Raw genomic sequence first — 14,661 nt, forward strand, 5'->3', positions numbered from 1 at the left:
CGGATCACTCTTTCTCACCGGCGGGGTACGCGTCAACGCGGGCCCTGGTGACGACGATCGCTAAGGTCAGCGGCGCAGCGCCTCGGACGGCTCGGTCCGGGCGGCTCGCAGCGCGGGGTAGAGCCCGGCCAGCATCCCGGTCAGCGCGCCGATCACCGGCGCGGGCAGGACGGTGACCGGGTCGAGGATGACCGTCCACTCCCGGGCGAGCGCCACCGCGAGCACCACCGCCACGCCCAGGGCGGTCCCGGTGAGGCCGCCGAGCGCGCCGAGGACCGTCGACTCGGTGAGGAACTGCCCGGCCACGTGCCGGGGCCGCGCGCCCAGCGCCCGCCGCAGGCCGATCTCGCCGACTCGTTCCATCACCGCGACCAACGTCGTGTTGGTGATGCTGACCGCGCCGATCACCAGGCAGATCCCGGCCAGCGCCAGGAACAGACCGGAGAGTTCGGTGTCGACGTCGTCGCGGAGGCTGCGCGGGTCGGGTGGCGGCACCGCGCGGAGCAGGCTCACCCCGTCCGGGCGCAGCGCCACCGGGGCCTGCCGGGCGATCAGCTGGGCCGCGCCGAGCCGGGTCTCGATCACCATCTTGGCCGGGTTCACGGCCGGGTCCGGCGCCGGGTAGAGCTCCTGCGCGGTGGCCCGGGGCAGCACGATGCCGAGGAGCAGCTCGGGTAGCCGCTCGGTGTCCGAGATGATGCCGACGACGGTGAACGGGCGGCCGTCGATGAAGACCGCGGGACGGCCGCTGAGCTGGTGGATGTTGAGCCGGCCGGCGGCGGCCGGGCCGAGCACGACGACCTGTTCGGCGCGCCCGTCGTGGAAGGCGTCGAAGAGCCGTCCGGTGCGGACCGTCGCGTTCGCCGCTTCGAGGGCGCCGGCGGAGGCCGCGTACACGGGCAGGTCGGCGGCGTCGGCCCGGGAGCCGGCGCGGACGCCCGGCGCGGACCCGATCACCGGGCGGCGCAGCGGCACGTTCCAGTAGACGCCGGACGCCACCACCCCGTTGAGCCGGTTGATCCGCTGGTCGGCGTCGCGCGGGAAGCTGACGCCGCTCTCCCCCGCGTCGGTCACCGTCACCGTCGTCTCGGCGAGCGCGTCGAAGTGCTTGCCGATCTGCCCGGTGGCGGTCGAGGTCAGGCCGAGAACGGCGACGAAGGCGCCCACGCCGAGGATCGTGCCGAGGGTGGTGAGCACCGAGCGGGCCGGCCGCTGCAGGATGCCGGCGATCGCCTCGGCGAGCAGGTCCGGCAGGTGGAAGACGGACCGTTCCGGGATGGCCCGGCGGCGGCGGAACCTCACCGGACGGTCCCGGCGGGCAGCTCGTCCATCCGGCCGTCGACGATCCGGACCACCCGCCGCGCCCGCTCCGCCACCGTCGCGTCGTGGGTGATCACCACGATGGTGAGGCCGGCGGCGTGCAGCTCGTCGAAGAGTCCGAGCAGCCGCAGCGAGGTCGCCGAGTCCAGGTTGCCGGTGGGTTCGTCGCAGAGCAGGATGGCCGGCTCGTTCACCAGCGCGCGGGCGATCGCGACCCGCTGCCGCTCACCGCCGGACATGGTGGTGGGCAGCGCGTACGCCCGATGCCCCACCTCCACCCGGCTCAGCGCGGCGAGGGCGTCCGGCCGGCGTCGCCGCCGCGGCCGGCCGTTGTAGACCTGGGCGAGCATCACGTTCTCCACGGCGGTGCGGTGCGGCAGCAGATGGAAGGACTGGAAGACGAACCCGATCCGGCCACCGCGCAGGGCCGTCCGTTCCCGCTCGGCGAGACCCGACACGTCCACCCCGTCCAGGCGGTAGACGCCGGACGACGGCCGGTCCAGCAGCCCCAGCAGGTTGAGCAGGGTGGACTTGCCGGAACCGGAGGGACCGACGATCGCCAGGTAGTCGCCCCGCTCCACCCGCAGGGTCGCCTCGCGCAGCGCCGCCACGGCCGGTGGCCCCGGATAGACCCGGGACACCCGGTCGAGGTCGAGGACCGGAGCCGTCATTCGCTCTTACCGGGTTCGGGAGCGACCTGGCCGGCGTCGAAGCCGGTGACCACGGCGTCGCCGGGTTCGAGGCCGCCGCCGTCGACCGGTTCCACCTCGACGAGACCCGCCGCCGAGACACCGGGCTGGACGATCACCTGCCGCTGTTCGCCGCCCGGTTCCACGACGGTCACGGTGGTCCGGCCGTCCGCCGACGAGGAGATCGCCGCCTCGGGCACGGCCAGGACCTCGCCACCCGTGCTCGCCGTGGTGACGGTGATCCGCAGGTCGTCGCCCTCGAGGTCGGCGGGCCAGCCGCCGGCCCGGTCGATGCGGACCGGGAGATAGGTCTCCTCGTCCTTCGTGACCTGCTTGCCGACGCTGCCGATGGTTCCCTCCTCCTCGAAGCCGCTCACCTCGGAGAGGACCGTGACGGGCATGCCGGGTTCGGCGAGGCTGCCGGACGCGGGGTCGAGCTTGCCGATCAGGGAGAGCCCGCCGGACGTGAAGCCGATCAGGGTCTGGCCGACGGTGTCGCCGACCCGGACCGGCAGCCGGGAGACCCGGGCCGGCAGCGTGGGCAGGAACGCCACCTCGGACATCGGCACCATCGGCTTCTCGCGCACGGCGGGCGTGCTGGAGGCCGTGGGCGAAGGCGTGCTGGTGGAGTCCGGACCGGCCGCGGTGACGCCCTTGCCGGAACCGGTGGGGGTGATGGGATCCGGGGTGGACGTGACTGACGGCTGAGGAGCGGGGCTCGCGGACCAGGTGGCGGCGGGCCCGGCCGCGGCGATCGGGACGGCGGCGACTCCGGTCGCGTCGAGGCCCGCGGCGATCGGAACGGTGGTGAGCCCGGTCCCGTCCGCCCGCGCGACGGCCGGCTTGGCGCCTGCGGAGGTGTCGTCCGCCGGTGAGGCGCTGGTCAGCGGCACCGCGTAGGCACGGTCCTCGTAGAACCTGCGGACCGCCCTCTCCGTGCCGGAGCCGAAGACGCCGCGCTTGTCGCCGATCCGGTAGCCCAGGTCGCGCAGCGCCTCCTGCAACTGCCGGATGTCCTTGCCGCGCTGGCCGGGCAGCATGTCACGGTAGGCGGGGAAGGCGCCTGGGAGCGCGTAGACCGGGCGCTCGGAGACCTCCAGCAGCACCTTCCCCGGCTTCACCGTGGCGCCCACCTTGGTCCGGACCGCGGTGACGACCATGACGTCTCCCCCGGGTCCGTACGCGGTGCGGGCCACCGAGTTCGGCGTGAACGTGTACTCCCGGCCGCGGACCGGCTCACCGCGCATCACCACGGTGGTGTCCAGGCTCTTGCGGACCACCTCGGCGGTCAGCAGCGTCGCCGGCGGCGCCTGCGTCTCGGCCGCGACCTGCTGCGGGCTCTTGATCTGGGTCGCCGCGATCAGCCCGCCGGTGGAGGCCACCACGGCGACCAGGGCCACCGTGGTGAGCGCACGCTGCCGCCGGGCCAGCGGCGAGCGGCGTGGCCCGCCGCCCGCCTCCAGCACGGCCGTGTCGTCAGCGGTCATGAGCCCTTGGCGACGATCTCTGCGGCGCGCTTGAGCTGCGCGTCCCGCTCCGCCTTCGCCGCCTGCAGGCTCTGCGCGTTCTTCTCGATCTGCGCGTTCTGGTACGCCACCTCGAAGCCCTGCCACGCCGCGATCAGCCCGGACTTCTCCTTGCACGCGACGTCCGCCTTCGCGGCCGCGATCTCCTTTGCCGAGACCTTCTCGGTGTCGGTGCTGAAATCGCCGCCGGCCTCTTTGGGCGTCGGGTAGTTGTAACCACTTCCGGACATGCAGGACGACCATTCCTTGAACGCGGCGGTCACCTCCGGATCGGCCAGCGAACGGTCGAACGAGTCGCGCGCGATCTGACTCACCGGCCCGGCGTCGCCCAATGCGTTCTGCGGGCTGATCTGAGTGTCCGCCTCACCGACACAACCGCCCTCGGGAATTTTCTGCCCGCCGACGGAATCGGGTGCGGATTTTCCGTCCGGACCCTCTCCGGTCAGGACCATTTGCTGCGCCGCCGATCCGTTTTCCTTCTCCTTGGCGACATCGATCTTCGGCTTTCCGATCTCGATGTCGGACGGCGAGTGGTAACCGTATTTCCCGGCGTCGCCCGCATCGGTCGGGCCGTACCGCCGCTTGTTGCCGTAGACCCCGAAGTCGAGCACCAGGCCACGCTCGCGCTCCTCCATCCGGGCCGCGTCGAACGGGTACGTGAAACCGAACCGCTGCATGCAGTCGCGGACCAGCGTCTGCCGGGCGCGGTCCAGCTGGGACATCTGCGGGAACGTGAAGGCGTACGCGTCGATCGGCAGCACGATCTCCCCGTCGGCGGCGGGCAGCGACGCCCCGGCCGCCGCCGGCTGCGCGGCGCCGGGTCCCGTTCCGGGTGCGGCCGCGTCCGAGGAACAGCCTGTCAACGCTGTGGTCAGCATCAATGCGGCGATTCCGGGCACGGCGAAGCGCAGTCGCTTCGGTCGCGACATGACCGTTCTCCCTCGGTGCTAGTTTGGGCGGACCGGTGCTGTGCCCAGCTCCAATGGGCACAGCACCGGCCTCACCTCAAGCGGGACGAGGGTCAGAAGATGTCGACCGACGCCTCGTCGTTCCAGGTGTAGTAGAGGTTCCCGCTGCGCTGGGGCAGCAGGTAGTCGACGTTGCCGCCGCGGTTGGTGTTGTAGTAGCTCCAGCACCAGAGGTTGCCCGCGACCGACGTGTCGCACGACATCGACGCCGCGTTGTTCCGCACGACCTGGCCGGCGCCGCTACCGGTGCCGGAGATGAAGCGCGAGTTCGACAGGTTCGCCACGTACGAGCTGGTGCCCCAGTACGCCCCGGAGTAGTTCCCGGAGTAGAAGAGACACAGCAGGTACGGCGACGAGTCACAGCGGGAGTTGACCCCGCCGCTGCCGATGTCACGGGCGGCGGCCCCTGCCGGGGCGGACGTCGCGAATAGACCGGCTGCAATGGCGACGAGAGACGCCGCAGCCATTCCGAATGACCTCTTGATTGACACGTGATCCCCTTCTCGCGGGCAGGCGAGAAGGTAGCCCGTGTATTAAGTTCTGCAAAGTGAGCCCCCGCTCGCATGCCGATCTTTACCGATTGGCGCGCCAGGTGTCACTGTGCCATCGATGTGACAATGTCACAAGAGTATTCTCATAGAAGCTGGTGAATACTTAGCAGCATTTCTGACACTCCTTTTCCGATCATGGAAGAATGCGGGCTCCGACCAGGGCGGCGACTTCGCCGAGCTGGTCCCGGGACACCGGCGTAGTGGCCTGCGACACACCGGCCTTGCCACCGCCGGACGAGACGAGGTTGCTCACGCTCAGCGTCAGCACCCGGCGGTCGGCCAGCTGCAGCCGCGCCTCGTGGGTCACCTCGCCGTCCTCGCCGGGAACGGTCTGCGCCAGGAAGCGCCGCCCGTCCACCCCGGTGCCGTCGGTGCAGTCCTTCACCTGGGGCTGGCAGGTCAGCAGCAGCTCGTCACGCTGCTTCTGCTCCAGCTCCGGATTCTCGTTCTCCTGCGCGCACTTCGGGTTGGACGGGTCCGCGCACGGCCTGGTGGAGAGGATCTGCAGGGTGAACACGCCCTCCCGGCCGGACACCGCGATGCCGGTGCCGCCGGCGAACGGCTGGTCCGCCTTCGGCGTCTTCTCACTGCCGATCAGCACGGGCGGCTCGCCGTCGGCCGGCGGATGCCCGTCGATGTCCTGCCGGAACCAGGTGGCACGCGGGACGACCCGGTGCACCGCCTCGTCCAGCACCCCGCGCAGGGTGGCCGCGGTCGCCTCGGCGGAGAGACGGTCCTCCGCGGCGAGCCGGAAACCCTGCGGAGCGGCAGCCGGCGACGAGGGGAGCGCCAGTGGCTCCTCGGTCGCCGGGCCGCGCGCCTGCTGCAGCAGACCGGCCGACACCACGACGGCGAGGACCGCGCCGGCCGCGCCGGTGGTCCGCAGCGCCGTCCGCCGGCGCCGCTCCCGCCGCACGATCGCCGCGACGTCCACCCGGCTGGGCGGCGGCTCGCCGATCATCTCGTCGAACATGGTCTCCTCCTTCCGACGTCAACCACGGAGCGCCTCCGCGCTGAGCCGTAACGTCTGCAATCCCCGCGCGGTCTGGCTCTTCACCGTCCCCACGGACACCTCCAGCATCTCCGCGACCTGCTCGGTGGAGTAGTCGTAGTAGAACCGCAGGATCAGCACGGCACGCTGGCGCGGGGCCAGCGCCCGCAGCAGCCGCCCGAGCGAGTCCCGGTCGGCCACCTGGTCGGGTGCCACGGCCGGCCGGTCCGGCAACCGCTCCGCCGCCCACTCGCGCCGCCAGGGACGGCGGCGCTCGTTGAGCCAGCAGCGGGTGAGGACCTTCTGCGCGTACGCCTCCGGGTTGTCCGCCCGGCGCACGTCACGCCAATGCCGGTACAGCTTGGTGACCGCGATGGACACGAGGTCGTCGGCGGTGTGCCAGTCCTGGCACATCAGGTACGCGGAGCGCCGCCACCGATCCATCCGGGCCTCCACGAAATCGTGGAACTCCCGATCGTCCCCCCGGGTCAAGAGCCGTCCTTCCTGTCCGCGCTGACGATGACACGCGTACGACACCGTCGCCCGACGGGAGGGTTGCACGGATCGGCGGAAAATTTTCTCCGGGCAGTGTGCCGATCGCCCGCACCGGCCCGGTCACACCGCGATACGAAAGGATGTCCGCCGGGTAAGGCCGAGGACACCGACGAGGGAGGCCACGCATGGACGTCGTGATCGGGATCGACACCGGTACCACCGCCACCAAGGGTGTCGCCGCCGGGCCGCGCGGCGAGATCCGTGCGCTGACCAGCGTGCACTATCCGCTGTCGGTGCCCGGGCCGGGACGTGCCGAACTCGACCCGGAACAGCTCACCGCCGCCGCGATCAAGGCTCTCGTCGACGTGGCGAAGGCCTGCCGGGAGAACGGCGACCGGGTGATCGCCATCGGTCTCAGCGCGTTCCTGCACGCCCTCGTGCCGATGTCGGCGGACGGCAAGCCGCTCGGCCCGCTGATCACCTGGGCCGACGGGAGGGCCGCGGAGCAGTGCGAGCGGATCGTGGCCGAGGGCCGCAACCGGGCGCTGCAGGCGCGTACCGGGACGCCGGTCCATCCGATGTCGCCGCTCACGAAGCTGGCCTGGTTCGCCGAGAACGAGCCGGGCACGCTGCGCGAGACGCCGCGCTGGGGTGGTGTCAAGGAGCTGGTGGTCGCCGCGCTCACGGACGGCCCGTTCGTCGTCGACCTGTCGGTCGCCTCCGGCACGGGCCTCTACGACATCCACTCACGGCAGTGGGATCCCGAGGCCCTTCAGATCGCATCGGTACGGGTGGAGCAACTGGCGGAGGTCGTTCCGACGACGACGTCGTTGCGCCTGAGCAGCGAGGTGGCCCGCGCGACCGGGCTGCCCGCCGACGTCCCGCTGATCGTCGGGGCGGCCGACGGCCCGCTGGCCAACCTCGGCGTGGGCGCCACCCCGGCCGGCGTCGCCGCCGTCTCGCTCGGCACCAGCGGCGCCCTGCGCACCGTCGTCGACCGGCCGACCAGCGACGAGGCGGGACGACTGTTCTGCTATGCGCTCACCGAGGACCGCTGGGTGATCGGCGGGGCGGTGAACAACGCCGGCTCGGTGGTGCGCTGGGCCGGGGAGAGCTTCGCCGCCGGGTTCGAGCGCCCCGGGGCCGAGGGCGAGGACGCCGACGAGCGGGACGCGGCGCTGCTGATGGAGGCGGCCGGGGTTCCGGCCGGCAGCGAGGGGCTGCTCTGCCTGCCGTACCTGCTGGGCGAGCGGGCGCCGTGGTGGCGTCCCGGGCTGCGCGGCGCCTACCTGGGACTGCGCCGCGAGCACACCCGGCCGCACCTGGTCCGGGCCGCCGTGGAGGGCGTCTGCCAGCAGCTGGCGCTGGTGCGCGACTCGTTCGACGCGGAGGGGCACGGGGTCACCGAGATCCGGGCCACCGGCGGCGCCGTCGCGTCCGAGCTGTGGGTCGGGATCCTGGCGTCGGCGCTGGACCTGCCGGTCGCCGTCGCGGACACCCCGGAAGGCACCGCGCTGGGCGCCTGCCTGCTGGCCCGGCACGCCCTGGGCGAGTTCCCGGATCTGGACGAGGCGGCGGCGCTCGTGCCGATCAGCCGGCACACCCCGCCGGCCCCGGACGACGCGGCGTTCTACCGGAAGTTGCGGCCGCTCGTCGAGCGGTCGGCGCTCGCGGTCCTCGACGTGGTGTCCGAGCTCGACAAGCTGGCGCCCGAGCCGCTTCCCGGAACCGAGAAGGCCGTCCGTTCCTGATCAGCGCGCGGCCACGGGACTTCCGCCGTACGAGAAAGAGAACGCCCTGCCGGAACCGATCCGGCAGGGCGTCTCAGGAGAACTGTCAGCGCTGGTCCATCGCGACGAAGTCGCGGACCGGGGAACCGGTGTAGATCTGGCGCGGACGACCGATCTTGTTGGCCGGGTCGACCATCATCTCGCGGTACTGGGCGATCCAGCCGGGCAGGCGGCCGATCGCGAACAGCACCGTGAACATCTTGGTCGGGAAGCCCATGGCCTTGTAGATCAGGCCGGTGTAGAAGTCGACGTTCGGGTACAGCTTGCGGGAGATGAAGTAGTCGTCCGAGAGGGCGATCTCCTCCAGCTTGAAGGCGATCTCCAGCAGCGGGTCCGGCGTGTCGAGCGTGGAGAGGACGTCCTGGGCGGCCTTCTTCACGATGGCGGCGCGCGGGTCGTAGTTCTTGTAGACCCGGTGGCCGAAGCCCATGAGCTTGACGCCCTTTTCCTTGTTCTTCACTCGCGTGACGAACGCGTTGACGTCTCCGCCGTCCTTGCGGATCTGCTCCAGCATCTCGAGCACCGCCGCGTTCGCCCCGCCGTGCAGCGGGCCGGAGAGCGCGTTGATGCCGGCCGAGACCGAGGCGAACAGGTTCGCCTGCGCGGAGCCGACCAGCCGCACCGACGACGTCGAGCAGTTCTGCTCGTGGTCGGCGTGCAGGATGAAGAGCATGTCGAGGATCTTCGCGACCTTCGGGTCCACGTCGTACGGCAGCGTGGGCAGGCCGAACGTCAGGCGCAGGAAGTTCTCGACGTAGTCGAGGGAGTTGTCCGGGTACGGCAGCGGGTGGCCGATCGACTTCTTGTAGGTGTACGCCGCAATCGTCGGAAGTTTCGCCATCAGGCGGATTGCGGAGATATCGACCTGCTCCTCGTCGAGCGGGTCGAGCGAGTCCTGGTAGAACGTCGACAGCGCGGTGACGGCCGAGGAGAGGACCGACATCGGGTGCGCGTCACGCGGGAAGCTGGAGAAGAACGTGCGCATCTCCTCCTGCAGGAGCGTGTGCACGCGGATCTTGTCCGCGAAGTCCCGCAGCTGAGCCGCGGTCGGCAGCTCGCCGTTCATCAGCAGATAGGACACCTCAAGGAAGGTGCTCTTCTCCGCCAGCTGCTCGATCGGGTAGCCGCGGTAACGCAGAATGCCCTGGTCACCGTCGATGTAAGTGATCGCGGACGTGGTCGACGCCGTGTTCACGAACCCCTGGTCGAGGGTGACGTAGCCGGTCTCCTTCAGAAGCGCACTGACGTCGATGCCGCCCGGCCCGTCGACGGCCTCGCGTACCGACATCGACAGCTGGCCACCCGGGTGGTCGAGCTTGACATCCGTCATGTATTTCCCTCACTTCACCGGCAGATGTCCCAAAGATTTTGCCGTTCACCGTAAACCCTCAACCTGAATGGGTCATCAGGTAGCCATCTGTTGAGGCATTGGTCACCAGTACGTATGGGCCGTTGCACCATAGACAATGGTCGGTATATTGCGGCTTTGTTACGGGAGGACCGATGCAAGATCCTGTCGTGGTAGGAGTCGACGGGTCCGCAGCCGGTCGCGCCGCGGTCCGGCTGGCCGCGCGGGAGGCCGTCACCCGCGGGTCTGCGTTGAACATCATCCATGCTTTCACCTGGCATGAGACCACCGGTTACGCCCCGGCTCGCGGGGCCGCCTCTCGCGTCGTGAAGGAGGCGGTCGCCTACGCCCAGCGTTCCACACCGGGCGTCGACGCGCGGGGACAACTGCGGGATGGCCCCCCTTTGCGGATCCTCACCGAGATGAGCCGCCGCGCCTGCCTGCTCGTCGTCGGCGGTGACGGGCTCGCGCTGCTGGGCGCCGGCTCGGTGGTCCGCGATCTCGTGCCCCGGGCCTGGTGCCCGGTGGCGCTCGCGCGCGGGCCCCGGCCGCCGACCGGACCGGTGGTCGCGGCACTGGACTCCTCGGAGTTCTCGCTGGTGGCGCTCCGGTTCGCCGCGGCCGAGGCGGCGCTGCGCGGCAGCAAGCTGATCGCGGTGGAGGTGACGCGGTCGGGGCAGGCCTCCCCCGCCGTCGCGAAGATCGTGGAGGACTTCCCGGCCCGCCTGCGGGTGCTCACCGGGCCGCCCGGGCCCACCCTGGTCCGCGCCACCCGGCGGGCCGGGCTGATCGTTCTCGGACCGCGCGGCGAGGGCGGGGCACGGCGGCTCGGCTCGGTCGCCACCGAGGTCCTGCGGCACGGCTGCAGCCCGGCCGTCTTCGCGCACGCCGGTTGGTAAACGCAAACGCCGGTTGGTAAATCGCCCGGATTGCTACCGTTGATCCACCATTGGTCTTCGGGAGGAATGTCCGGTGCAACCCGCACTCCCGCCCGTGATCGTCCGCCGGCTGTGGCAGCTCATGGTTGCCGCCGGCGTCATCGCCACGGCTCTCTACGTGCTCTTCCCCGACACGCTGATCAGCAACGTCGCGTTCGTGGCCCTCGGCATCGCCACCGTGGCGGCCTGCTTCCTCGGGCCCCGCCGCTGGGGTGCCGAGCCGCCCACCGCCTGGCTGCTGATGGGCGCGGGCGCGCTCACCTTCCTGATCGGCGTGCTGATCCGGCCGACCGTCACCGAGCAGAGCATGCCGTGGCCGCTGGTCGCCGACGTCTTCAGCTTCAGCGGCTACGTGCTGCTCGGCGTCTTCCTGGCGATGCTGCTTCGCCAGCGGCAGAGCCTCGACCGGCACGCCGTGCTGGACGGCCTGATCGTCACCCTCGCCGTCGGCATGACCACCACGCTGACCCTCGCGATCCCGGCCGCGACCACCACCGGGCGGCCCGCCCTGGTGTCGCTGATCCAGGGCACGTACCCGCTCTTCGACGTGATCGTCCTGCTGCTGATCGTCAACCTGACCTTCACCGCCAAGTCCTGGCCGCTCAGCCTGGTCGCGCTGATCGGCACGATGGTGATGATGTTCGCGGGCGACTTCGCGTACGCGGTGGCCGGCGTGGGCGGGAAGATCTACACCGATCCGATCTACAACGTGCCGTACCTGCTGGCCTACACCGCCCTCGGGGTGGCGGCGCTGCACCCGTCGGTCGTCGAGATGAGCCGTGCCGCGAAGGCCCCGGTCCAGGAGTGGGGCTGGCAGCGCCTCACCATGCTGGCCCCGGCGCTGCTGCTGCCGCCGGTGATGCTGCTGACCAACCGGACCAAGACCGCCGAGGCGCGGGTGCTGGTCGCCGTGATCAGCGCGCTCGTCGTCAGCCTGCTGCTCCACCGGGCCACCTCCGCGGTGGAGGCCCAGGTCGCCGCGCAGCTGCGCTCCGAGCACCAGGCCACCCACGACCCGCTCACCTCGCTGCCGAACCGGGTCTCCATCTCGGCCGAGATCGAGCGCCTGGTGACGATCGTCGACCCGGAGGGGCACGACCGGGTCTGGGTCTACATGCTCGACCTGGACGGCTTCAAGTGGGTCAACGACTCGTGGGGCCACGACACCGGCGACCAGCTGGTCATCGAGGTGGGCCGGCGGCTGCGGCACGCGGTGGCCGCGAACATCCCGGTGGCCCGGGTCGGCGGCGACGAGTTCCTGCTCGCCTTCGTCGGGGAGAAGGGCGGCGCGCTGCACCTGGTCGACGACATCCGCGGCTGCTTCGCCCGGCCCTTCCCGGTCCGCGACACCGAAGTGGTGATCAGCGCGTCGATCGGGATCTCGCACGCGGCCGGCGACGCGGCCCGCGCGGCGGTCACCGCCGAGGCGCTGATGCGGGACGCCGACACCGCGATGTACCGCGCCAAGGGCGAGGGACCCGGCCGCTCCTCCATCTTCGACACGTCGATGCACGACCAGGTCCGCGAGCGGATCGAGCTCGAGGTGGCGCTGCGCCAGGCGCTCGCCGAGGGTCAGCTGCGGGTCCACTACCAGCCGCTGGTCCGGCTGGAGACCGGGATCCCGATCGGTGCCGAGGCGCTGGTCCGCTGGGAGCACCCGGAACGCGGCGCGATCCCGCCGATGACGTTCATCCCGATCGCCGAGGACGCCGGCCTGATCGGCAGCATCGGCACCTGGGTCCGCCAGGAGGCCCTGCGCCAGCTCGGCGTCTGGCGCTCCGAGGGCGTCGTCGGCGACGACTTCTACCTCTCCATCAACGTGTCACCGCGCCAGCTCAGCGAGCCGGAGCTGCCGCTGATCGTGTCCGGCGAGATGCTGCGCTACGGGGTGCCCGCCCACTGCGTGGCCCTGGAGATGACCGAATCCGTCATGGTGGACGGGTCCAGCGTCACCGCCCGGGTCCTCTTCGAGCTGCGTGAGCTCGGCGTCAAGCTGCTCATCGACGACTTCGGCACCGGCTTCTCGGCGCTCGGCTACCTGCGCCGCTTCCCGGTCACCGGCGTCAAGATCGACCGCTCGTTCGTGATCGGCCTGGGCGTGAACGTGGAGGACGACGAGATCGTCCGCGCCGTGGTGGCGATGAGCCACGCGCTCGGCCTCACCGTGATCGCCGAGGGCGTGGAGACGCCGCTGCAGCGGGACGCGCTCTGGGCGGTCGGCGTGGTGAACGGGCAGGGCTGGCTCTGGGGCGCGGCGGTGCCGGCGAGCGAGTTCGCCGATCGGTGGCGGCGGAGCGTGATCGCGGGCCCCGTTCCCGAGGTCCCCGCGATCAGCGCTTCCGCCTACGAGAACGCCTACGGCCGGCACCGCCGGCCGGAGTGATCGCTCTCAGCCGGTCCGGAGGCCGCCGCGGCGCTCGGGCAGGCCTCCCCGGCGCTCGCGGAACCCGGTCCGGCGTTCCTCGCGGACCGCGGTTCCGGGCGGCGGGAACTCGTACATCCAGAACGACTGCGAGTCCAGCCGGGTGGGCTGCGCCTGACCGGCGGCCCGGCCCAGGATCATCGCGATCATCCGGGGCAGCGAGTTGCGCTCCTCGTTGAACGCGCAGATGTCGACGAACACCTTGCCGTCGACCTTGCCGATCGCGCCGTACATGGACCGCAGCAGGCTGATGAAGACTCCCGCGCCGCGGGTGCCGGCCTGGGCGCCGACGAAGACCACGTAGAAGAGCCGGCGCTGCTCGTACAGGTCCGGCCAGTGGTACTCGAAGTACTGCGCCGAGATCAGCGACACCGCGTCCAGCTCGTTCGTCATCACCCCGAGCCCGACGATGGCGCCGTCGCCGTCCACCGCCACGTACTTGTCCGCCCGTTTGTCGGCCATCAGCTCGTCGAACTCGTGGCGGTACATGAGGTGCCGGTTGACCGCGAGGACTCCGAGGTCGGCGAAGGTGTCCTGGTAGAACTCCCAGGCCTCGTTCAGCTGGTTCGCCGGCAGCTCCGGCAGCACTTGGACTTCCATGTTCGCCCCCCGTGATCTGGCTGTCTTACGCCAAACCTGTCAGGAGGACTGGTGCCGTGCGGCCAAGTCCGGCATTATTCGCTGGCGGAATTCTGATGTGTTCCACGTCACCTCGGAGGTGGTCCTGTGCTCGTCCTGCTCCTGTTCGTGCTGATGGCCGGCCTCGCCGCCGCCCTGGTCACCGCGACGCGCGGCCCGGTCGGTCCCCGCCGGCACTGAATGGGGCATCCTGGGCGGATGCGCTTCGCCACCTGGAACGTCAACTCGGTAAAGGCTCGCCTGCCCCGCCTGCTCGACTGGCTCGCCGGCACCGCTCCGGACGTCCTGTGCCTGCAGGAGACGAAGGTCGCCGACGGCGCGTTCCCGGTGGACGAGGTCGCCGAGCTGGGCTACGAGACCGCGCAGTACGGGCAGGGCCGCTGGAACGGCGTGGCCATCCTCTCCAAGGCCGGGATCGCCGACGTGCGCAAGGGCTTCGAGGGCGAACCCGGCTATCCCGATCCGGAGGCCCGGGCGATCAGCGCGACCTGCGGCGGCATCCGGTTCACGTCGGTGTACGTGCCGAACGGCCGCACGATTGACGATCCGCATTACGCGTACAAGCTGCGGTGGCTCGCCGCCCTGCGCGCCGCGCTCGTCCCCGACCTCGCCGCCGGGCCGGTCGTGGTGGCCGGCGACTACAACGTGGCGCCCACCGACGCCGACGTCTGGGACCCGGCCGTCTTCGCCCACTCCACCCACGTGACCCCGCCGGAACGGGCCGCGCTCGCCGAGCTGCGCGCGCTCGGGCTCACCGACGTGCCGGCCCGGCCGCTCAAGGGCGATCACCCCTTCACGTACTGGGATTACCGCGCCGGCATGTTCCACATGAACAAGGGCATGCGTATCGATCTGGTCTACGCCAGTGCGGATGTCGCCGCCCGGGTCGAGGATGCCCTGGTGGACCGCGAGGCGAGAAAGGGGAAAGGCCCCTCCGATCATGCCCCGATCGTGGTCGACATCAAGGACTGAGCGGGGAAGCAC

Annotated in this window: 13 protein-coding genes; 4 read left to right on the forward strand and 9 right to left on the reverse strand. The window is 70.9% G+C overall.

All coding sequences use genetic code 11. The features are described 5' to 3' along the window. Positions 1 to 66: 66 nt before the first annotated feature. The 7 genes from EP757_RS39630 to EP757_RS39660 form a co-directional block, all read right to left on the reverse strand. Positions 67 to 1,302: an ABC transporter permease gene (locus tag EP757_RS39630; RefSeq protein ID WP_127553460.1), complete on the reverse strand. Its 1,236-nt coding sequence runs from the start codon at positions 1,300 to 1,302 to the stop codon at positions 67 to 69. Further along, entirely contained in the window at positions 1,299 to 1,991 is a 693-nt protein-coding gene (locus EP757_RS39635) for an ABC transporter ATP-binding protein (protein WP_127553461.1), read from the reverse strand. Before EP757_RS39635 ends, EP757_RS39630 begins: the two co-directional genes overlap by 4 nt. Next, a complete protein-coding gene (locus EP757_RS39640) occupies positions 1,988 to 3,496 on the reverse strand; it encodes a peptidoglycan-binding protein (RefSeq protein ID WP_127553462.1) in 1,509 nt (502 codons plus the stop codon). The genes EP757_RS39635 and EP757_RS39640 overlap by 4 nt, the downstream gene beginning before the upstream one ends. After that, positions 3,493 to 4,464: a hypothetical protein gene (locus EP757_RS39645; RefSeq protein WP_127553463.1), complete on the reverse strand. Its 972-nt coding sequence runs from the start codon at positions 4,462 to 4,464 to the stop codon at positions 3,493 to 3,495. The genes EP757_RS39640 and EP757_RS39645 overlap by 4 nt, the downstream gene beginning before the upstream one ends. 92 nt (positions 4,465 to 4,556) lie before the next feature. Beyond that, positions 4,557 to 4,970 (reverse strand): hypothetical protein, encoded by a 414-nt coding sequence (locus tag EP757_RS39650; RefSeq protein ID WP_127553464.1) that lies wholly within the window; start codon positions 4,968 to 4,970, stop codon positions 4,557 to 4,559. Between the two features lie 217 nt (positions 4,971 to 5,187). Beyond that, positions 5,188 to 6,027 carry a hypothetical protein gene (locus EP757_RS39655; RefSeq protein ID WP_127553465.1) on the reverse strand — a complete coding sequence of 280 codons (840 nt, stop codon included), beginning with the start codon at positions 6,025 to 6,027 and terminating at the stop codon, positions 5,188 to 5,190. Positions 6,028 to 6,045: 18 nt separating this feature from the next. After that, positions 6,046 to 6,537 carry a SigE family RNA polymerase sigma factor gene (locus EP757_RS39660; RefSeq protein ID WP_127553466.1) on the reverse strand — a complete coding sequence of 164 codons (492 nt, stop codon included), beginning with the start codon at positions 6,535 to 6,537 and terminating at the stop codon, positions 6,046 to 6,048. Positions 6,538 to 6,725: 188 nt separating this feature from the next. Here EP757_RS39660 and EP757_RS39665 point away from each other — a divergent pair, with 188 nt between their 5' ends. Further along, entirely contained in the window at positions 6,726 to 8,291 is a 1,566-nt protein-coding gene (locus tag EP757_RS39665; protein ID WP_127553467.1) for a gluconokinase, read from the forward strand. Between the two features lie 85 nt (positions 8,292 to 8,376). Here EP757_RS39665 and EP757_RS39670 read toward each other — a convergent pair whose 3' ends face one another. Continuing rightward, positions 8,377 to 9,660 (reverse strand): citrate synthase, encoded by a 1,284-nt coding sequence (locus EP757_RS39670; protein ID WP_127553468.1) that lies wholly within the window; start codon positions 9,658 to 9,660, stop codon positions 8,377 to 8,379. Between the two features lie 173 nt (positions 9,661 to 9,833). Between EP757_RS39670 and EP757_RS39675 the strand changes: the two genes are divergently transcribed. Both EP757_RS39675 and EP757_RS39680 read left to right on the forward strand, forming a co-directional pair. Continuing rightward, positions 9,834 to 10,577, forward strand: a complete 744-nt coding sequence (locus tag EP757_RS39675) for a universal stress protein (protein WP_127553469.1) — start codon at positions 9,834 to 9,836, stop codon at positions 10,575 to 10,577. Positions 10,578 to 10,650: 73 nt separating this feature from the next. Beyond that, positions 10,651 to 12,999, forward strand: coding sequence for an EAL domain-containing protein (locus EP757_RS39680; protein ID WP_127553470.1), 2,349 nt, complete (start codon positions 10,651 to 10,653; stop codon positions 12,997 to 12,999). Between the two features lie 6 nt (positions 13,000 to 13,005). Here the strand turns inward: EP757_RS39680 and EP757_RS39685 are convergent, their stop codons facing one another. Then, entirely contained in the window at positions 13,006 to 13,638 is a 633-nt protein-coding gene (locus EP757_RS39685; protein ID WP_127553471.1) for a hypothetical protein, read from the reverse strand. Positions 13,639 to 13,875: 237 nt separating this feature from the next. Between EP757_RS39685 and EP757_RS39690 the strand changes: the two genes are divergently transcribed. Beyond that, the gene (locus tag EP757_RS39690; protein WP_127553472.1) at positions 13,876 to 14,649 is read left to right on the forward strand and encodes an exodeoxyribonuclease III; all 774 of its coding nucleotides are present in this window, start codon (positions 13,876 to 13,878) and stop codon (positions 14,647 to 14,649) included. Positions 14,650 to 14,661 lie beyond the last annotated feature (12 nt).

The organism is Actinoplanes sp. OR16 (assembly GCF_004001265.1).
Taxonomy (GTDB): domain Bacteria; phylum Actinomycetota; class Actinomycetes; order Mycobacteriales; family Micromonosporaceae; genus Actinoplanes.